General features: G+C 65.9%; 22 protein-coding genes. 11 read left to right on the forward strand and 11 right to left on the reverse strand.

The window, feature by feature from the left end:
- Window positions 1-37 precede the first annotated feature (37 nt).
- The 4 genes from JQ507_06400 to JQ507_06415 form a co-directional block, all read right to left on the reverse strand.
- Window positions 38-694: a DsbA family protein gene (locus JQ507_06400; GenBank protein ID QRI71132.1), complete on the reverse strand. Its 657-nt coding sequence runs from the start codon at window positions 692-694 to the stop codon at window positions 38-40.
- A gap of 123 nt (window positions 695-817) precedes the next feature.
- Entirely contained in the window at window positions 818-1,297 is a 480-nt protein-coding gene (locus tag JQ507_06405; protein QRI71133.1) for a DUF721 domain-containing protein, read from the reverse strand.
- A gap of 32 nt (window positions 1,298-1,329) precedes the next feature.
- Window positions 1,330-1,653 (reverse strand): HigA family addiction module antidote protein, encoded by a 324-nt coding sequence (locus JQ507_06410; GenBank protein QRI71134.1) that lies wholly within the window; start codon window positions 1,651-1,653, stop codon window positions 1,330-1,332.
- Window positions 1,625-1,834 carry a type II toxin-antitoxin system RelE/ParE family toxin gene (locus tag JQ507_06415; protein QRI73214.1) on the reverse strand — a complete coding sequence of 70 codons (210 nt, stop codon included), beginning with the start codon at window positions 1,832-1,834 and terminating at the stop codon, window positions 1,625-1,627. The genes JQ507_06410 and JQ507_06415 overlap by 29 nt, the downstream gene beginning before the upstream one ends.
- Before the next feature lie 150 nt (window positions 1,835-1,984).
- Here JQ507_06415 and mutY point away from each other — a divergent pair, with 150 nt between their 5' ends.
- Window positions 1,985-3,076, forward strand: coding sequence for an A/G-specific adenine glycosylase (mutY, locus tag JQ507_06420; GenBank protein ID QRI71135.1), 1,092 nt, complete (start codon window positions 1,985-1,987; stop codon window positions 3,074-3,076).
- A gap of 71 nt (window positions 3,077-3,147) precedes the next feature.
- Window positions 3,148-3,567, forward strand: a complete 420-nt coding sequence (locus tag JQ507_06425) for a PaaI family thioesterase (GenBank protein ID QRI71136.1) — start codon at window positions 3,148-3,150, stop codon at window positions 3,565-3,567.
- A 157-nt stretch (window positions 3,568-3,724) separates the two neighbouring features.
- Here the strand turns inward: JQ507_06425 and JQ507_06430 are convergent, their stop codons facing one another.
- Complete coding sequence (locus tag JQ507_06430; GenBank protein ID QRI71137.1) at window positions 3,725-4,990, reverse strand: flavin-dependent oxidoreductase; 1,266 nt, start codon at window positions 4,988-4,990, stop codon at window positions 3,725-3,727.
- Window positions 4,991-5,164: 174 nt separating this feature from the next.
- Between JQ507_06430 and JQ507_06435 the strand changes: the two genes are divergently transcribed.
- Complete coding sequence (locus JQ507_06435; protein QRI71138.1) at window positions 5,165-5,785, forward strand: glutathione S-transferase family protein; 621 nt, start codon at window positions 5,165-5,167, stop codon at window positions 5,783-5,785.
- Between the two features lie 166 nt (window positions 5,786-5,951).
- Here JQ507_06435 and JQ507_06440 read toward each other — a convergent pair whose 3' ends face one another.
- Window positions 5,952-6,866 (reverse strand): LysR family transcriptional regulator, encoded by a 915-nt coding sequence (locus JQ507_06440; GenBank protein QRI73215.1) that lies wholly within the window; start codon window positions 6,864-6,866, stop codon window positions 5,952-5,954.
- 149 nt (window positions 6,867-7,015) lie between these two features.
- On the opposite strand from JQ507_06440, the gene JQ507_06445 reads away from it, so the two are divergent.
- Both JQ507_06445 and JQ507_06450 read left to right on the forward strand, forming a co-directional pair.
- Window positions 7,016-7,459 (forward strand): nuclear transport factor 2 family protein, encoded by a 444-nt coding sequence (locus tag JQ507_06445; protein ID QRI71139.1) that lies wholly within the window; start codon window positions 7,016-7,018, stop codon window positions 7,457-7,459.
- Between the two features lie 25 nt (window positions 7,460-7,484).
- Window positions 7,485-7,637: a DUF1127 domain-containing protein gene (locus tag JQ507_06450; GenBank protein ID QRI71140.1), complete on the forward strand. Its 153-nt coding sequence runs from the start codon at window positions 7,485-7,487 to the stop codon at window positions 7,635-7,637.
- 64 nt (window positions 7,638-7,701) lie between these two features.
- Here JQ507_06450 and JQ507_06455 read toward each other — a convergent pair whose 3' ends face one another.
- Window positions 7,702-8,388 carry a glutathione S-transferase family protein gene (locus tag JQ507_06455; GenBank protein ID QRI71141.1) on the reverse strand — a complete coding sequence of 229 codons (687 nt, stop codon included), beginning with the start codon at window positions 8,386-8,388 and terminating at the stop codon, window positions 7,702-7,704.
- Window positions 8,389-8,747: 359 nt separating this feature from the next.
- Window positions 8,748-9,881 carry a site-specific DNA-methyltransferase gene (locus JQ507_06460; GenBank protein ID QRI71142.1) on the reverse strand — a complete coding sequence of 378 codons (1,134 nt, stop codon included), beginning with the start codon at window positions 9,879-9,881 and terminating at the stop codon, window positions 8,748-8,750.
- 381 nt (window positions 9,882-10,262) lie between these two features.
- On the opposite strand from JQ507_06460, the gene JQ507_06465 reads away from it, so the two are divergent.
- Complete coding sequence (locus JQ507_06465) at window positions 10,263-11,195, forward strand: neutral zinc metallopeptidase (GenBank protein ID QRI71143.1); 933 nt, start codon at window positions 10,263-10,265, stop codon at window positions 11,193-11,195.
- 202 nt (window positions 11,196-11,397) lie between these two features.
- Window positions 11,398-11,961, forward strand: a complete 564-nt coding sequence (gene moaB, locus JQ507_06470; GenBank protein QRI71144.1) for a molybdenum cofactor biosynthesis protein B — start codon at window positions 11,398-11,400, stop codon at window positions 11,959-11,961.
- Between the two features lie 251 nt (window positions 11,962-12,212).
- Here the strand turns inward: moaB and JQ507_06475 are convergent, their stop codons facing one another.
- Together JQ507_06475 and JQ507_06480 are read right to left on the reverse strand one after the other, a co-directional pair.
- Complete coding sequence (locus JQ507_06475) at window positions 12,213-13,145, reverse strand: MarR family transcriptional regulator (GenBank protein QRI71145.1); 933 nt, start codon at window positions 13,143-13,145, stop codon at window positions 12,213-12,215.
- Between the two features lie 117 nt (window positions 13,146-13,262).
- Window positions 13,263-13,832 (reverse strand): glycosyl transferase, encoded by a 570-nt coding sequence (locus JQ507_06480; protein ID QRI71146.1) that lies wholly within the window; start codon window positions 13,830-13,832, stop codon window positions 13,263-13,265.
- 164 nt (window positions 13,833-13,996) lie between these two features.
- Here JQ507_06480 and JQ507_06485 point away from each other — a divergent pair, with 164 nt between their 5' ends.
- The 4 genes from JQ507_06485 to JQ507_06500 all read left to right on the forward strand — a co-directional run bounded on the left by JQ507_06485 (window position 13,997) and on the right by JQ507_06500 (window position 18,331).
- A complete protein-coding gene (locus JQ507_06485) occupies window positions 13,997-15,163 on the forward strand; it encodes a PA0069 family radical SAM protein (GenBank protein QRI71147.1) in 1,167 nt (388 codons plus the stop codon).
- A gap of 88 nt (window positions 15,164-15,251) precedes the next feature.
- Complete coding sequence (locus JQ507_06490) at window positions 15,252-15,698, forward strand: VOC family protein (protein QRI71148.1); 447 nt, start codon at window positions 15,252-15,254, stop codon at window positions 15,696-15,698.
- Between the two features lie 82 nt (window positions 15,699-15,780).
- Window positions 15,781-16,551, forward strand: a complete 771-nt coding sequence (locus JQ507_06495; protein QRI71149.1) for a ribonuclease HII — start codon at window positions 15,781-15,783, stop codon at window positions 16,549-16,551.
- Between the two features lie 274 nt (window positions 16,552-16,825).
- A complete protein-coding gene (locus tag JQ507_06500; GenBank protein ID QRI71150.1) occupies window positions 16,826-18,331 on the forward strand; it encodes a glycosyltransferase family 39 protein in 1,506 nt (501 codons plus the stop codon).
- 93 nt (window positions 18,332-18,424) lie between these two features.
- On the opposite strand, the gene JQ507_06505 is transcribed toward JQ507_06500, so the two are convergent.
- On the reverse strand, window positions 18,425-19,234 hold the full coding sequence (locus JQ507_06505) for a uracil-DNA glycosylase (GenBank protein ID QRI73216.1): 810 nt from the start codon (window positions 19,232-19,234) through the stop codon (window positions 18,425-18,427).
- Between the last annotated feature and the right edge of the window lie 90 nt (window positions 19,235-19,324).

The raw sequence follows: 19,324 nt of genomic DNA on the forward strand, positions 1-19,324 counted from the left end.
AATCGGGCACGATGGTGTCAGGCTCGATAGGGCGCAATCAGCTCTTCAGCAGCGGATCGATATGCTTGCTGAATTCCTCGAACGAGGTCTCGCCCTTCAGCATCTCGCCGTTGATGAAGAAGGTCGGCGTCGAGTTCACCTTCAGCACGTCGTTGGCGTATTTCTGGTCGGCGGCGATCTTGTCGAGCAGCTTCTGATCCTTCAGGCAGTCCTCGACCTGCTGCTGGCTGAGACCAGCCTGCTTGCCGATCCGCGTCAGCGTCTCGGTGGTGTTCTTCACCACCCAGTCGTTCTGCTGGCGGAACAAGAGGTCGATCACGGCGAAGAATTTCGGCGCGTCGTCTTTGGCGATGCAGCGCGCCAGCATCGAGCCCGCGGCGGCCTTGATGTCGAGCGGGAATTCGCGGAACACGTAACGCACCTTGCCGGAGTCGACGTAGGTCGACTTGATCTTCGGGAACACGGTCTCGTTGAAATTGGCGCAGTGCGGGCAGGTCATCGAGGCGTATTCGACGATCGTCACCTTGGCGTCCTGCGGGCCGAGGCCCATGTCCGGCAGCGACTGCGGCTTGGCGACTTCGGCGGCGGTCTGCGCGAATGCATCGGTGATCAGGCGCAGCGGCGACAGGCCGGCGAGGGCGGCAAGGCCGGTCAGCGAGAGAGCGGTGGTGAAGGCGCGGCGCGTGATGATCAAGGTCAGCTCCCGGATTGGCGCATTCACGCCACAATGAAGGGGGTCCCAAAAAAGAAGCCTTCGCTAGCTTGAAACGGCCATTGTGGCAATGCCGGGGACTCGCGGCAAAGCCATCGAAAAGCGTCAATTTCGCTTGATCGAGGCGCCCAACCGGGCCAGCGCCGCGCGCAGGTCGTCGTCCTCGACGGCGGCAAGATCGGCCGCCTCCCGAGCCACGGATTTAGCGTCGGGCGGGCGCGGCCGCGCCGGGCGGCTGCGGCGCGACAGCGGGGCCTGCCGGATCGTCAGGCGGCCGACCGCGTGCCAGCCGAAGAAGCGGTTCACCCGTTCCAGAATGACATCGGAGGAATGCTGGATCTCCAGCGCCATCGGTCCCTCGACCCGCAGCACCAGCGTTGCCGGCTCCTGCGGCTGCCCCTCCACCGGCCGCGGCCACTGCATCTTCATCGGCTCGCAAAAGGTGGCGATCCGCTCGCCCGCGATCTCGGTCCAGCGCAGCACCAGTTCGCGCGCGGCAAAGCCCTGCTTTGCGTACGCATCGGTGAAGACGTCGCTGAGCAGGATCGACAGGGGCTTTGCGCTGATCGGGCCGGGTTTGGACATGGGACGGGTTATAGCACGATGCCCGGCCGCCATCAGGCCGCCGCACGTGGACGGATGGCCTTGAGATCCCGGTCGATCTCGCGGCGCCGTTGCATCAGGTCATAGTCCATCTGCAGCCCAAGGAAAAACCCCTCCGATAGGCCAAAATAGCGTGCCAGCCGCAGGTCGGTATCGGCGGTGATGTCGCGCTTGCCCAGCACAATCTCATTGATGCGGCGCGGGGCCACATGAACGGCGCGCGCCAGCCCATTCTGACTGAGGCCCATCGGCTTGAGGAACTCCTCAAGCAGGATTTCGCCGGGATGGGGGTTGTGGAGCAATCCGCCCTTAGTCGTGGTAGTCGACGATTTCGACATGTGCCGGTCCTCCCTCATCCCATACAAAGCAGATACGCCATTGATCGTTGATCCGAATCGAGTGCTGACCCAGCCGGTCCGCCCTCAGTGCTTCGAGGCGGTTACCGGGTGGCACGCGCAGGTCGCTCAAAGCGCGGGCTTGATTCAGAAGGCGGAGTTTCCTGAGCGCAACGTTCTGGATATCTGGCGGCAAATCTCTTGCTGCGCCGGCCCGACCAGATCAATGCTGTCTCGGGATCGGCGAAACCCTGGATCATTGCGCACTATAACGCGTCGCGTCATAGTGCGCAATGATTAGCCGGTGGCCGGGCCTGAACCCAGAGGAAGAAGCGTGTCCCCGTCACGAGCGACCAAGCAAAGACCGCAACAGGATGCGCCTGACCGCCCGGCACGGCTGCTCGCCTGGTATGACCGGCATCGCCGAACCCTGCCGTGGCGCGCGAAGGCCGGGGAGCGGTCTGATCCGTACCGGGTGTGGCTGTCCGAGATCATGCTGCAGCAGACCACGGTGCGGGCGGTCGGACCTTACTTCGAGAAATTCGTGGCGCGCTGGCCTGACGTCACCGCACTCGGCCGCGCCGCGCTCGACGACGTCCTGAGGATGTGGGCCGGGCTCGGCTATTATTCGCGGGCGCGCAACCTGCACGCCTGCGCGGTCGCGGTGATGGGCGATCATGGCGGGGCATTTCCGGACACCGAGGAGGGCCTGCGTGCGCTGCCCGGGATCGGGCCCTACACTGCCGCGGCGATCGCCGCGATCGCGTTCGACCGGCGCACCATGCCGGTCGACGGCAATATCGAGCGCGTGGTCACCCGGCTCTACGCCATCGAGGAGGCGCTGCCGCAGGCCAAGCCGCTGATCAAGGAGATGGCCACGACGTTGCTCGGGCCGTCGCGCGCCGGCGACAGTGCGCAGGCGCTGATGGATCTGGGCGCCACCATCTGCACGCCGAAGAAGCCGGCTTGCGCATTGTGTCCGCTGAATGACGATTGCGCAGGCCGCATCCGCGGTGATCAGGAAACATTCCCGCGCAAGGCGCCGAAGAAAAGCGGCGCGCTGCGCCGCGGCGCCGCCTTCGTGGTGACGCGTGGCGGCGAGCTGCTGGTGCGCTCGCGCCCGGAAAAGGGTCTGCTCGGCGGCATGACCGAGGTGCCGGGCTCGCAATGGCTCGCCGGGCAGGAGGATGCCGCCGCGCTGGCGCAGGCGCCGGAACTCAAGGGCGTCACCCGCTGGCATCGCAAGGCTGGAATCGTCAGCCATGTGTTCACGCACTTCCCGCTCGAGCTCGTCGTCTACACCGCCAGCGTTACGTCGCGGACCCGCGCGCCGGAGGGCATGCGCTGGGTGCCGGTGGCGACGCTCGACGGCGAGGCATTTCCGAACGTGATGCGTAAGGTCATCGCGCACGGGCTCGACCTCTAGAAGATGACGGCCTGCTGACACCATGCTGGCAGCAGCGCCCGGCTATCACCTCCGTCACAACGGAGGTCGCCATGATCGCAACTGCGCTCGATAAAATTCCGATGCCGCCGGTCGCAAAACTGCTCGGCTGGCGCCTGGCCGACGCACGTCCGCAGGACGGCTGGATCAGGATGACCTTCGACGGCAAGCAGGATTTCTGCAATCCGGCCGGCTTTATCCAGGGCGGCATGCTCAGCGCGATGCTCGACGACACCATGGGGCCGGCGGTGTTCGTGATGACCGAGGGCAGGCTCTTCACCACGACGATCACGATGACCGTGAATTTCCTGGCGCCGGCGAAGCCCGGGTTGGTCACCGGCGAGGCGACGGTGACTCAGCTCGGCAAGACCATCGCCTTCGTCGAAGGCCGGCTGACCTCGGCCGACGGCGCATTGCTCGCGACGGCGAGCAGCAGCATCCGCCTGGTGGAGGCGGTGCGGGCGCTGCGGTGACGCCGCGTGCGCAACAAGCAGTCCGTCGCCCCTGAAGCGGTTCATCCGTCATTGCGAGGAGCGATAGCGACGAAGCAATCCATGCCTCCGCGAATGCCGCGCGATAGATTGCTTCGCTTCGCTCGCAATGACGGGGATCCGGCCTTGTTAGCCCAAATCAGCCCGGTCGCTGAACGATTGGCGGCTTGGCGTTCAGCCCCTCGACCTGGAAGCCGGCGACGCGCTTGTAGTTGGCGGCGATGTCTTCCAGTTCCTGCTGCGACAGCACGTCGGTGACCACCTTGAAGCCGTCAGGCGCGCGCTCCTCGACCAGCTGCATCACCTGCTCGGGACCGTTGCGGCGGTTCAGCATCACGAGGTCTGATGTCGCGGGCCGCCGCTCGGCCTCATAAGCGGCAAGCGCGGCCTGCGTCGGGCCATGCGCCAGGATCTCGCGGGTCAGCGTGCGTGCATCCAGAATCGCCTGCGAGGCGCCGTTGGAGCCGATCGGGTACATCGGATGCGCGGCGTCGCCCATCAGCGTGACGCGGCCGAAGGTCCATTGCGGGATCGGGTCGCGATCGACCAGCGGATATTCATAGGCGTGCGGACAGTTGCGGATCAGGCCGGGCACGTCGAGCCAGTCGAAATTCCAGTTCTCGAACCACGGCAGGAACTCGTCGAGTTTTGCTTTGCGGTTGTAGTCCTCGCGGCGCCACTGATAGGTCGGCGGCATGTGCCGCTCGGCGACCCAGTTGATATCGAACTTGCCGTCGGCGCCGGCCTCCTTCGAGATCGGATAGCAGACGAATTTCAGGGTCTCGTGCCCGGCCATGATCATGGTGCGGCCGGTGAGGAAGGAGTTCGCCCGGGTGATGCCGCGCCACAGGATGCGGCCGTTCCAGATCGGCGGCCCTTCCTGCGGATAGAGCTTCTCGCGCACCGCCGAATGGATGCCGTCGGCGGCGATCAGCACCGCGCCGTCATGGCTGCCCGCCGGCTTGCCGGTGGCGCGGTCGATGAAGTCGGCGCGGACGCCGTCTGCCGTTTCGGTCCAGCCGGTGAGGTGATGGCTGGTCAGGATGTTGGCGGCTCCCAGTCGCTCGGTCGCGGCATCGAGCAGCAGCTGCTGCAGGCGGCCGCGATGGATCGAGAATTGCGGCCATTTATAGCCGGCCTCGAGCCCGCGCGGCTCGCTCCAGATCGGCTTGCCGTGCTTGGAGAAATAGGCGAGCTCGCTTGTGCGCACGGCGGTCGTATCGAGCACGTCGTGCAGGCCGAGCTCGATCAATTCGCGCACCGCATGCGGCAACACGTTGATGCCGACTCCGAGCGGCCTTAGCTCGGGCACGCTCTCGAACACGCGGCAGGGCACCCCGATCTGATGCAGGCTGAGCGCCAGCGTCAGCCCGCCAATTCCGCCACCTGCAATGAGCACCGTCATGAAAAGCCCTCTCGATTGGCCATGGTCATCGCACGGCGGCCCCGCCGCGGGCAAGGTCCGCGGCCCCCCACGGGGTGGACGGCAAGGGACGTCGTCGCTAACCTCGGCCGCATTCCATAAAAAGCCAAGGGCCGGGTTCGCAACGAGCCGACAAGGCCCGTAGAGGACATCGACATGCTCAAGCTCTATACCGCTCCCGGCACCTGCGCGCTCGCCACCCACATCGCGCTGGCCGAAGCCGGCGCGCCCTATACGGTCGAGCGGCTCGACTTCAAGAACAACCAGCAGAACAGCCCGGAATATCTCAAGATCAACCCCAAGGGCCGCGTTCCGACGCTGGTGACCGAGCACGGCGTGCTGACCGAGACGCCGGCGATGCTGGCCTACGTCGCGCAGACCTATCCGCAGGCGAAGCTCGCGCCGCTCGACGACGCCTTCGCATTCGCCAGGCTGCAGTCGTTCAACTCCTATCTCTGCTCGACGGTGCATGTCTGCCACGCCCACAAGATGCGCGGCGCGCGCTGGGCGACCCAGGAGAGCTCGTTTGCCGACATGAAGTCGATGGTCCCGAAGACCATGGGCGCCTGCTTCAACCTGATCGAGCGCGACATGCTCAAGGGGCCGTGGGTGATGGGCGAGGGCTACACGGTGGGCGATGCGTACCTTTACGCGCTCACGCTCTGGCTCGACGGCGACGGCGTCGACATCGCGACCTTGCCCAAGGTGAAGGCGCACCGTGCGGCGATGGAGGGCCGTCCGGCGGTGCAGAAGGTGCTGGCGGAGCAGAGGGCGTAGGGCAGAGCGGCCAATACCTCGGTGTCGTCCCGGCGAAGGCCGGGACCCATAACCCCAAATCTGAATTGTGGTGCGACGCTGGGGCCGCAGTCGTTCATCCCGTTTAACTGCTGTGATTATGGGTCCCGGCCTTTGCCGGGACGATATCGGGGATGGATCATGGGCCTCACACCTTCCCCATCTCCAGCTCCCGTCCGGTCTCCAGCATCAGCTTGCGCAGCCAGATCGAGCCCGGATCCATCTGCGCCCGCGTCGGATAGAACATGTGCTGCTCGTCGATCCCGGGATCGAGCGGCGGCGTCACCGTCATCAGCGACAGCTGCTTCGACAGCGCCGCAATCAGCCGGCGCGGCACGAAGGCGACGAGGTCGGTGCGCGCGGTGACGTGCAGCGCTTCGATATAGCCCGGCACCACCAGCGCGATCCGCCGCTCGATGCCCTTGGTGCGCAGCCAGGTGTCGATCAGATCCTCGTTGTGGCCGCGGATGATCACGGCGACATGCCGCGCCGCCAGGAACGCCTCGCGCTTCCTGAGCTTCGCGCCGGCCGGGTGGCCGCGCCGCACCGCGAGTGCATCGAGGTCGGTGTAGAGCCGCTGGCGGTGAAATCCCTTGAAGGAATTGCCGATCGAGATCACGAGATCGATGGTGCGGGCGAAGTCGGGCGTGAAGATCGTCGAGCTCCGCCACGGCACCACGTCGATGGTGACGTTCGGCGCCAGCCGCGTCACCTTCTCCATCAGCGGCGGCATCAACAGCTCGACCGCGAGATCGGGCATCATCAGGCGGAAATGCCGCTCGCTGCGCGCGGCGTCGAACTCGTCGGAGACGAACAGCGTACGCACCTGGTCGAGCGCCTGCGCCAGCGGCGAGCGCAGCGCCTGCGCCCGCGGCGTCAGCTCCATCCGCGCGCCGTTGCGCACCAGCAAGGGATCGCCGATCAGGTCGCGCAGCCGTTGCAGCGCGTGGCTCGTCGCCGGCTGCGACAGATTGAGCCGCATCGCGGCGCGGCTGACGCTGGCGTCGCGCAGCAAGGCGTCGAGCGCGACCAGCAGGTTGAGGTCAAGCGAATTCAAATTCATCAGGTGAATATATATCATACCACCTATCGATTGGAAGAATGCGCGTCGGCGCCGCAGGATCGGCAGGCAAGGCGTTCTCACGCGAACCAGTGAGCGGTTCGCACAAGGAGATGCCTGAGACCAAGGCAACCAATCACAGGAGACGCGCCATGAGCGCAGCCGACAACAAGAAACTGGTGCAGGAGATGTTCGTGATCGCGGGCAGTCCCGATCCCGCGGTACGCGAGAAATCGCTGTTCATGGCGACGCTCGCCGACGACGCGATCTGGACCGTGACCGGGCAGTATTCCTGGTCGCGCACCTTCACCGGCAAGCAATCGATCATGGCCGATCTGCACGGCCATGTCCGCTCCAGGCTGGTCGAGCGCGGCCGCACCGTCGCGCATCGCATCATCGCCGACGGCGACATCGTTGTAGTCGAGGCCAAGGGCAACAACCTCACCAAGGAAGGTCAGCGCTACGACAACGATTATTGTCTGGTGTTCCGCTTCGACGGCGGCAGGATCAAGGAGGTGAGGGAATATTGCGACTCGGTTTTGACCGAGAGGGCCCTCGGTCCGTTTCCGGCCGCCGAGATTCGCGCGGCGGGTTGAACGGCTGATCGCCGCATGCGCGGCGGTGCTGGTCCGGTTCAGACAATGGCGTGAGGACCGCCGCGCGTGGCGGCAACTCGCCATCATGAGCGAACGTGAAATGCAGGATATCGGCGTCTGCCGCGCCGACATTTCTCACGGCCGGTGCGACAGGGGAAGGCTGTATTGGCCGCCGTAACTTGCAAAAATGCAGGGTGGGCAACGCGTCAGCGCGCCCACCCCGCGTAGCGTTCAAAGGCGGCTCACGCCACCTTGTTCTTGAGATGGCCGAACATGATGTCGCGGGCCGCGTCGTCCATCTCCGCCTTGAAGGTGTGCTTGTCCTTCAGCGCGATCGCGCGCGCCGCCGCCGGCCGCGCCGAGATCTCGTCGACCAGCCGCTTCACGTTCGGATATTTTGCGTAGCCTTCCTCGCCGAGGACGAACGGCGCCATCCGCGCCCAACCCCAGAACGCCATGTCGACGATGGTGTAGCTGTCGCCGACCATGTAGCGCTGTTTCGCCAGGTGATCGTCGAGGATCTTGTAGTGGCGGTGCGCCTCGTACTGATAGCGGTTGTTGGCGTAGTCGAGGTCCTTCGGCGCGAAATGCTTGAAATGCACGGCCTGGCCGGAATACGGGCCGAGGCCGGTCGCGATGAACATCAGCCAGGACAGCGTCGCGGCGCGGTTCGCCGGCGTGTTGGCGGGCAGGAACTTGCCGTGCTCCTCGGCGAGGTAGAGCAGGATGGCGTTGGAGTCGAACACGAAGATGCCGTCGTCGTCGATCGCCGGCACCTTGCCGTTCGGATTGACCTTCAGGAAATCAGGCGCGAACTGCTCGCCCTTGCGGGTGTCGACCGGGATCGCCTCGAACGGCAGGCCGGACTCTTCGAGGAACAGCGCGACCTTGTTCGGGTTCGGCGCGCCATTGAAATAGAATTTGATCATGAAGGGACTCCCTTGGTTCTTGTGACCGGCGAGATCGGGGCGCGGCGGGGGATGGCCGCAGGGCCACTCATGCGCAAAATTCGCCGCAACGCGCAAGCGACGAGTTTGTGAATCAGGGGCGCGTGCCGCGCGGGTCAGCCGGCGTTCAAGACGGCGTCAGCTTTCTCCGATCGTCATTCCCCGATGCGCAATTGCGCATCTGAGGGCGCCGCAACACGGCGAGCCCGGAATCCATTGCGCCACGGCGTATGTGACTCGATGGATTCCGGGTTCTCGCTTCGCGAGCCCCGGAATGACGAAGGAATGAGGATGAGCGGACCGTGTCTCGCAGCCGCGGGATGGGAGGACGAAAGGCCTGCTCAGCCCACCGCCATCCCGGAGCGGATCTCGGCGCGCAGCTCGTCGATCAGCCGCAGCCCGGTCTTGGTCTCGACGTGCCAGAAGGTCCAGCCGTTGCAGGCGCCCGAGCCTTGCGCGACGGCACCGATGCGGTGGATCGAGCCGACCTTGTCGCCGAGCATGATGGCGCCGTCGGCGCGCACCAGGGCGCCATGGCGCTTCTTGGCGTCGACCAGCTTTGCGCCGGGCACGATCATGCCGCGCTCGATCAGTTCGGAGAACGCGACGCGCGGCGCCTCGCGGGCGGTCATGAACGGTGCCAGAGTTGCTTCCGGCAGCGGTTCGATCGCGGCGATACGGGCTTCGGCCGCGGCGGCATAGGTCCGGTCGCGCTCGAAGCCGATATAGTTGCGGCCGAGGCGCTTGGCGACGGCGCCGGTGGTGCCGGTGCCGTTGAACGGATCGATCACGAGATCGCCGGGCTTCGACGACGACAGCAGCACGCGGGCGAGCAGCTGCTCGGGCTTCTGGGTCGGATGAACCTTCTTGCCGTCGTCGCCCTTCAGGCGCTCCTCGCCGGTGCACAGCGGGATCAGCCAGTCGGAGCGCGCCTGCACGTCCTCGTTGGAAGCTTTCAGCGCTTCGTAGTTGAAGGTGTAGCCCTTGGCCTTCTCGTCGCGCGCGGCCCAGATCATGGTCTCGTGCGCGTTGGTGAAGCGGCGGCCGCGGAAGTTCGGCATCGGATTGGACTTGCGCCACACGATGTCGTTCAGGAGCCAGAAGCCGAGGTCCTGCATGATGGCGCCGACGCGGAAGATATTGTGATAGGAGCCGATCACCCACAGCGTCGCCGACGGCTTCATCACGCGGCGGCAGGCCAGCAGCCAGGCGCGGGTAAAATCGTCATAGGCGGCGAACGACGAGAACTTGTCCCAGTCGTCGTTGACGGCATCGACATGCGACTCATCGGGGCGCTTGAGATCGCCCTTGAGCTGCAGATTGTAGGGAGGATCCGCAAAGACCAGGTCGACCGAGCCGGCCTGAAGCTTCGACAACTCGGCCACGCAATCGCCAATGACGATGTGGCTCGACGGGGCACTCTCAAATTTAGTGCGGGGCGCCCTTGCAGACGCCCCGCGACGCGACACTACCATGACTCAAGAACTCTGACTCAGGCGACGCTGTCGGCGACGCGGGACTAAACAACCGACTGGCGTCACATTGACCGGGCAAAGTAAAAATCGACTTAATTGGAAATGTTCATGCAAAAGATTGCAGCAGTTTTTGAACGACGTGGCGCATTGTCGTGTGCGTTGTGCTGCAACATCAGCGCGTTCCGCGAAAATTTTTGCGGATCATCAAACCGGCACGATTCAGCCAGTAAATTCGCCGCCGTTTGCAGAGTTCGCGGTACAAACGATGCGCGTGCAACGGGCTAGGCAATTTTTGCCGGGCAGGATATTGATTAACAGAATGGAAATTTTAGGTTGGTGTGTCCCGCAATGGGGCGCCGACTGGAATGAAGGGAAACCGCCATGCGCTATGATGATTTCCGCCGCAGCGACGACATCGAAGACCGTCGCGACGACAGCGGAGGCGGCGGTGGTGGCGGCTTCGGGATTCCGATGGGCGGCGGTGGCGGGCTCGGCATCGGCACGGTCATCGTGCTCGGCCTGCTCGGCTATGCCTTCGGCATCGATCCGCGCATCCTGATCGGCGGCGCCGAGATTCTCACCGGCGGCGGCCAGGCGCCGACCTATCAGACCGACCGGCAGTCCTCCGGCGGCCAGGCCAAGCGCGGCGCGCCGACCGACGAGATGGGAAGCATGATCGCCGGCATCCTCGGCGAGATCGACGATCGCTGGAGCGAGATCTTCCAGGCCTCGGGCCAGAGCTACACCGGTCCGAAGATCGTGCTGTTCCGCAACGCCACCAATGGCGGCCGCTGCGGCATGGCGCAGTCGGCGATGGGGCCGTTCTACTGCCCGCCGGACAAGACCATCTTCCTCGACACCGGCTTCTTCCGCGAGGTCGAGACGCGCTTCCGCGGCTGTTCGGGCAACGCCTGCAAGTTCACCGCAGCCTATATCATCGCGCACGAGGCCGGCCATCACATCCAGAACCTGCTCGGTATCATCCCGCGCGTGAACCGGCTGCAGCAGCAGGCCGGCAGCAAGGCCGAGGCCAACGCGCTGCAGGTCAAGGTCGAGTTGCAGGCCGACTGTCTCTCCGGCGTCTGGGTCAATCGCGAGGAGAAGAAGCGGCCGGGCTTCCTCGAGGCCGGCGACATCGACGCCGCGCTGACCACCGCGAATGCGATCGGCGACGACACGCTGCAGCGGCAGGCGACGGGCAGGGTGGTGCCGGATTCCTTCACCCACGGCTCCGCCGCGCAGCGCAAGCAATGGTTCATGACCGGCTACCAGCAGGGCACCGTGCAGGCCTGCAACACGTTCGGCGGCGGGTAGAAAGCCGGTTCAACGGGGGCAAGGCCGCGAGTCAGGTCACCTCTCCCGCTTGCGGGGGAGGTCGCATCGCATCGTTAGATGCGATGCGGGTGGGGGCTCCTTCCACTATATGACTCGCGGTGACACCCCCACCCCGACCTCGAGAGCGAGCTTCGCTCGCCTCGGACGCCCACAAGCGGGAGAGGGAGCGAGAGAGCAGGCCATGTCTTCAATCGACGAAACCAAGCAATTCATCCCGCTCAACATCGCGGTGCTGACGATTTCCGACACCCGCACGCTGGCGGATGACAAGTCGGGCACCACGCTCGCCGATCGCCTCACCGCGGCCGGCCACAAGCTCGCGGCCCGCGAAATCGTCACCGACGATGTCGAGGCGATCCGCGCGGTGATCCGGCGCTGGATCGCGGACCCCGGCGTCGATGCCGTCATCACCACCGGCGGCACCGGCTTCACCGGCCGTGACGTGACGCCGGAGGCGGTCGAGCCGCTGTTCGAGAAGCGGATGGACGGCTTTTCGATCGCCTTCCACATGCTGAGCCATGCCAAGATCGGCGCCTCGACGATCCAGAGCCGCGCCACCGCCGGCGTCGCCGGCGCGACCTTCATCTTCTGCCTGCCCGGTTCGCCCGGCGCCTGCCGCGACGGCTGGGACGGAATCCTGGCTGCGCAGCTCGATTACCGCACGAAGCCCTGCAATTTCGTCGAGATCATGCCGCGGCTCGACGAGCATCTACGCCGCCCGAAGGCGAAGGGGTCGAGTGTGTAACCTCGATCGTCATTCCGGGGCATCGCGCAGCGATGAGCCCGGAATCCATCGCCCCACATAACCTGCGGCCTAGTGGATTCCGGGCTCGCGCTTCGCGCGCCCCGGAATGACGAAGAAATCAACCGCCGCCGATGAGTCTCAACAGCGCCTGCCACAATCCCCGCACACCGTTGCGCCAGGCCTCGGCCCACAGCGCGTGCGCCATGTGGGTATAGAATGTGATCAGCTCAGCCGTGACGCGCCGCCCGGTTTCACAACTCGAGCTCCCAGGTCTCGCCGATCAGGTCGGCGCCGAAGCTGTGATGCTTCTCTTCCTTGACGCGCTGGAAGCCGGCGCGGGCGTAGATGGCGCGCGCGGCGAGCAGGACGCTCTGGGTCCACAGCGTCATCTTCTTGTAGCCCTTCTCGCGCGCGGCGCGGATGCACTGCTCGACCAGAGCGCGGCCGACGCCGAGCCCGCGCGCCTTCTCCTCGACCAGCAACAGCCGCAGCTTGGCGACCCCGTCGCCGCCGTTGACCAGGAAGATCGAGCCGACCGGTTCGCCATTGGCTTCCGCGATCCAGCAATGCTCGCGTGCGGGATCAAAGTTCCTGATGAATTGCGCGCAGATCTCGGCGACCAGCGCCTCGTAGCTGATGTCCCAGCCATATTCCTCGGCATAGGCCCTTGCCTGGCTCGAAATCACCCAGCCGATGTCGCCGGGCCTGTGGCTGCGCAGCAGAAAAGCGGCGGGTTTCTCCGCAGGCTGCTCCAGCGTTCGCTCGATCGTCGCCATCGCGCGCACCACGGCGCCGCGCTGACTGTCGTCGAGCGAGACGAGCAGGTTTCCGACTTCCTCGCTCGACCGACGCTCGAGCTCGGCCTGGGCGGTGCGGCCTTTGGCGGTCAGCGATAGTTCGTTGATCCGGCCGTCGTGCTTTGCGGGCTTGCGCGTCACGATCTGGCGCCGCTGCAGCGCCTGCAGGGTGCGGCTCACGAAGCCGGGATCAAGGCCAAGATCGCGCGTGAGGTCGGTGGCAGTGCAGGCGGGGCGATGCCGGATCTCGTAGAGGATGCGGGCTTCCTGCAGGGTGAACGGGCTGTGCACGAGCTTGGGCTCGATGAGGCCGAGCTTGCGCGTGTAAAAGCGGTTGAAGCCGCGGATCGCGGCGATCTCGCCGGCGATATCATTATTTGATTTCATCAAATGATTATTTGACGGAATCAAACAAATTGCAAGCCCCACCAAACCCGTTCTGCTTTGCATGGGGTTGTTTTCGCGATTCTGTGTTCAGGCCTGCGAACTGGCCCCGTCCCGGTCTCAGGCCACCATGATCCGGCTGCGCAGCATGGTGCGGGAGGAGCGGCCGAGCCGGCGCAGCAGCCGCGCCTCGGAGCGGCGGGCGTCCGGCCGGTAACCGCCGATCCGCTCGTAATGTTCGCGCGCGATCAGAAGGCCCTGTTCGGCCGATGGCCCGGTGATCATCCGGGCGACGAATTTGAGGCCGTCGCGCAGGCCGGGGTCGGAGTAGGGCGCGCGGGCATAGCGGAAGATGCCGGCGCGGTCCTTGCCGCTCGCCGCCACCATCTGGATGAACTGGGTGGTCTCCTCGATCCAGCCCGCATCGAGCACCGCGCCCGGATGCAGGAACATCAACCAGGGCGAACGCGCCTGGCGTGCGCCGGCCGCGAGCGCCGCGGCGCGGGTGCCCTCGAAGCGCAGGAAGCGGCAGCCGGCGACGTCGGCAACGCGCTCCATGATGTCGGTATTGGTGCGGTCGACCAGCAGCACTTCGCGGATCACGCCGGCGGCCGCGCCCGGCACCAGCGCCGCCAAGGTTGCGACCGCGGTGCGCTCGATCCCGTCGGTTGGAATGATCACGCTCAGCATGATTTGAGGCTTCGCTGGCTGAAATGGTTCCGGAAACTCCGGTCGTGTTATCACCTTGTCATATTCAAAGCAGCCTGTGCGGCTGCAGAATTTTGTAGCAAGGTTCTGTGGAATTTCTCCGCTCTCGTTCTTGATTTGTTCTCGCGCTGTGCTAGCTTCAGAACATGAGCCGAGCATCCTCTCATGCCCTCAAGCACCCGCCGGTAACGGCGCCCTCCGATAACCCGGCGGGTGCACCCACCCCTTTTCCCGAGCTTGCGGTCGCGATCGAGCGCGAGCGGCGGCGCGGCCGCGGCGCGCAGTCCAACGCCAGCGGCCGTTATGAGGCCGAGGCGCGGACGGCCTTCGACGATGGCTGGCAGAGCCTCGAAGACCTGCCGCCGTTCACCACCAGCGTCGCGCTCGACACCTCGCGCAAGGTGATCACCCGCAACGATTCCCCCGATATCGGCTTCGATCGCTCGATCAATCCCTACCGCGGCTGCGAGCATGGCTGCGTCTACTGCTTCGCGCGGCCGACCCACGCCTATCTCGGCCTGTCGCCGGGGTTGGATTTCGAGTCGAAACTGTTCGCCAAGCCGGATGCGCCGGCGCTGCTCGAGAAGGAGTTGGCGGCGGCGGATTATGAAGCGCGGATGATCGCGATCGGCACCAATACCGATCCTTATCAGCCGATCGAGCGCGAGCGGAAGATCATGCGCGGCATTCTCGAAGTGCTGGAGCGTGCCGGGCATCCGGTCGGCATCGTCACCAAGTCGGCGCTGGTGACCCGCGACATCGATATCCTTTCGCGGATGGCCAAGCGCAACCTCGCCAAGGTCGCGCTGTCGGTGACGACGCTCGACCCGAAGCTTGCCCGCACCATGGAGCCGCGCGCCTCGACCCCGCCGAAGCGGCTTGAGGCGATCAAGCGGCTCGCCGAGGCCGGCATCCCGACCACGGTGATGGTCGCGCCCGTGATCCCCGCGCTGAACGATTCCGAGATCGAGCGCATCCTCGATGCGGCAGTGCATGCCGGCGCGAAGGAGGCGAGCTACGTGCTGCTGCGGCTGCCGCTGGAGGTTCGCGACCTGTTTCGCGAATGGCTGATGGCGAACTATCCGGACCGCTATCGCCACGTCTTCACGCTGATCCGCGACATGCGCGGCGGCCGCGACTATGATTCGCAATGGGGTACGCGGATGAAGGGCACCGGTCCGATGGCCTGGATGATCGGCCGTCGCTTCGAGATCGCCTGCGAAAAGCTCGGCCTCAACAAGCGGCGCACCAAGCTGACCACGGATCACTTCGCCAAGCCGAAGCGCAACGGGCAACAGCTCAGCCTGTTCTAGGCGAGATCTCGTAGCGCGGATGGAGCGCGGCGAAATCCGGGCTACGAAGATGCAAGATGGTGACAACGTTAAACAAGTGAGTACAGCAATGAGTAACGCCCCGACCGCACGCTTCACCGTCCTCACCCTCGGCGTCAGCGACATGCGCGCCAGCATCGCCTTCTACGAATCCCTCGGCTTCACGAGGAAGATGCGGGCGACCGGCGAGGAGGTGGCGTTCTTCGAGACCGGCGGCAGCGTGCTCGGGCTGTTCCCGTGGCACCTGCTCGCTGACGACGCCGGACTGCCCGATCAGCCGCGGCCGGCTGCATTCCACGGCGTCTCGATCGCCTGGAACTGCAACGACGATGCCGAGGTCGATCGCGTGATGGCGTTCGCACTGTCGAAAGGTGCCAAGCTGCTGAAGCCGGCACAGCCGACCAGCTATGGCGGTTATTGCGGCTATTTCGGCGATCCCGATGGTCACGCCTGGGAAGTGGTGCGCGCGCCGGGTTTTGAGGTGCTCGATAGCGGGCGGGTGTCGATTCCTGACTAGCGCGGGCTGGCTGGACTGAATAACGGGGAAGGGCGCCCGGTTCCCGGTTGCGCCGCGGGCTGCGCTTGATCACGATCCCCGCATGATTCGGGACAAGTCCAGAAACACGTCGAAAAAGCCGCCGGCCAAGCCGACCGCGCCAGCCAAGCCGGAGAAGCGCATCGTCGTGCGGCCGAGCTTCCGGCGCGAGCGCGCGCTGATCAAGCGCGGCGTCTGGCCGGTCGCCGGCTGCGACGAGGCCGGGCGCGGCCCGCTGGCAGGTCCCGTGGTCGCTGCCGCCGTGGTGCTCGACCCGGCGCGGGTCCCCAAGGGCCTCGACGATTCCAAGCGGCTCAGCGCCGAGCGCCGCGAGGAATTGTTCGAGGAGATCTGCGCCACCGCTTCGTTCTCGGTCGCGGTGGCCTCGCCGGCGCGAATCGATCGCGACAACATCCTGCGCGCCTCGCTGTGGGCACTGGCGCGCGCGGTCCATGCGCTGCCGGAGATGCCAAGGCACGTCTTCGTCGACGGCCGCGACAAGCTCGCCACGCTCTGCGACTGCGACGCCGTGATCGGCGGCGACGGCATCGTGGCCTCGATCGCCGCGGCTTCGATCATCGCCAAGGTGACGCGCGACCGCCTGATGTGTCAGCTGGCGCTGGATTGTCCCGGCTACGGCTTCGAACAGCACAAGGGCTATGGCGTGCCCGAGCACCTCGAGGCGCTGGACCGGCTCGGCCCGAGCACCCATCACCGCAGCTTCTTCGCCCCCGTCGTCGCCGCGCGGCTGAAGCATTTTCCGCGTCCCGCCGAGCCCGACCTGTTCACGGTGGACACGGAAAGCGAAGCCGCAGCGGCGTCCGAAGCGGCGTAGCGCGACGGCGCCCGCACAAGCAACGGCGCCAACCCACACAACGGTGTCATCGCCCGGCTCGACCTGGCGATCCAGTATTCCAGAGACAGTGATTTTCAATCGAGAAGCCGCGGCGTACTGGATGCCCCGCCTTCGCGGGGCATGACGGCTGCGTTTGGATATGCAGGGGGCACTCATCGGCCCCGGTTGCCTCCGCCGCCGCCGCCGTCTATCAAAAACCCTCGGGATCAGATGGCGCCGCTGAACGAGGTGGCTGGGGCAATTCAGGCGTTTCATGCGGTTTACCTCCCTGGTTGTCGAACTGATCCGCGCCCGGCCGCGTCTTGTGGTCTGGGTCGTGGTGCTGGTGCAGGCCGCGATCTGGCTGCTGCTGCCGCTGATCTTCTACGGCAGCCCGCCCGGCAATCTCGCCACCGTGCTGGCCTTCGGCCGCGAATATCAGGTCGGCACCGATATGGGGCCGCCGCTGGCATTCTGGCTCGCCGACATCGCGTTCCGCGCCGCCGGCAATCACGTGTTCGGCGTCTATCTGCTGGCGCAGGTCTGCGAGATCGCGACGTTCATCGCGTTCTACCAGCTGGCGCGCGCCATCGTCGGCGGCCCGCAGGGCGTGCTGGCGGTGTTGCTGTCGATGACTGCAGTGGTGTTCTCCTCCCCCAGCGTCGAGTTCGGTCCGCTGATCCTGGCGCGTCCGCTATGGGCGCTGCTGCTGCTCCATTCCTGGCAATTGATCGGGCAGAACCGGCGTAGCGCCTGGTTCGCCTGGTCGATCGATTGCGGCCTGCTGCTGCTGACGGCGCCGGCCGCGATCGGCATGATCCTGCTCGTGGTCGGCTTTGCGCTCGCGACCGAGCGCGGCCGGCGCACGCTGCGGGCGGTCGATCCGCTCTACGCGCTGCTGGTCATCATCGTGCTGGCGCTGCCCTATCTGGTCTGGCTGGTCCGCGCCGACGTGCTGGCGCTGCCGGCACTGCCTGCGCTTGCCGATCTCAAGGCGCGCGCGCTGCGCTGGGGCGTCGTGCTCGGCGGGCTGATCGTGGCGACCGCCGCGATCGTGGTGCTGGCGATCCTCAATTCGCGCTGGTTTGCCCGCGACGGCGAGGACGCGCCGATCATCTACCGTCCGCCGGTCAGTCCGCTGGCGCAGCAGTTCGTCTACTTTTTCGCGTTCGCGCCCGCGATCGTGAGCAGCTTCATCTCCGGGCTGTTCGATCTGGACAGCGCCTTCGGCGGCGCCGGCGTGGCGCTGTTGATGTCGGGGCTGGCGGTCGTGGTTGCCACTGGCGATCTGATCCATCTCCGCCGGCAGCGGCTGCTGCGCTCGGTGTGGGCCTTTGCCGTTGCGGCGCCTGCGGCTGTGGCGCTGGCTGCGGCGCTGTTCCTGCCCTGGACCAGCACCAAGGAGGTGCCGACCTCGCTGCCGGCGGCCGCGATGGGCCGCTTCTTCGACGACAGCTATGAGCGCCGCACCAACCAGCGCCTGCGCGCAGTCGCGGGCGACCCCGAGATCGCCAGCCTGATCGCGATGAACGGCCGCCGCCCGCATCTGTTGCTCGACGCCACGCCGCAGCGGACGCCCTGGCTGTCGGTCGCGAAATTCAACGAGACCGGCGGCGTCGTGGTCTGGCGCGCGCAGGACACCGCCGGCACGCCGCCGCCCGACCTCGCCCAGCGCTTCCCCGGTCTCGTGCCGGAAGTGCCGCGCTCGTTCGACCGCCTGGTCAACGGGCGGCAGCCGGTGCTGCGGATCGGCTGGGCGATCGTGCGGCCGAAGGGATAGGGATCTGCAGATCCGTAAGGTGGGTGGAGCGAAGCGAAACCCATCGAACCGGACTGCGGCACAAAGGATGGGTTTCGCTGCGCTCTACCCGTCCTACGAAGCAAGCACCTTCGCGATGGCGCGCAGATCCTGCCACGACAGCCGCTTGTAGGACGGCGAGCGCAGCAGATAGGCCGGATGGAAGGTGGCGACGGCGCGGATCGTGCGGGTGCCGGTGTCGTAATCGATCCATTTGCCGCGAGTCCGCATGATGCCCTCGCGCGTGCCGAGCAGCGCCTGCGTCGAGGGATTGCCGAGCGTCACCAGCACGTCGGGATTCACCAGCTCGATATGGCGCTGGATGAAGGGCAGGCAGACCTGCGTCTCCTGCGGCGTCGGCGTGCGGTTGCCCGGCGGCCGCCACGGGATCACGTTGGCGATATAGGCTTTGCTGCGGTCGAGCCCGATCGCGGCGATCATGCGGTCGAGCAGCTTGCCGGAGCGGCCGACGAACGGCAGCCCCTCGATGTCCTCGTCGCGGCCCGGCGCCTCGCCGACGAACATCACCTTCGCCTGCGGATTGCCATCGGCGAACACCAGCCGGGTCGCGGTGTGCTTCAGCGCGCAGCCGTCGAATGTCTCCATCAGCGTGCGCAACGCTTCCAGCGTCGGTGCAGTCCGCGCGGCCTCGCGCGCGGAGGCGATCGCGGCCTCCGGCGCGACGGTGATTTCGCTGCGCGGAACGGCGGGCATCGGCGGAGGGCGCAGCGGATTGAGCGCCACCGGCCGCGGCGCGGCGGGGGCCGGAACTGCTTCTGGCTCTTCCAGCCGGTTGATCGGCTCCTCGCCAAGCGCGCAGTCGACCCCGGCCTCGAGGTAAAAGGCCAGCAATTGCTGCAGTGTAGGGGTGGGCTCGGGCGGCAGGGCCATCATGGGGGCAATCTAGAGCATCAAAGGGAAAAGGGGAGGCTCGATTTCGGAAAAGATTGTTCTTTGCGGTATCCGGACCGTGCA

The organism is Bradyrhizobium sp. PSBB068, assembly GCA_016839165.1.
Taxonomy (GTDB): domain Bacteria; phylum Pseudomonadota; class Alphaproteobacteria; order Rhizobiales; family Xanthobacteraceae; genus Bradyrhizobium.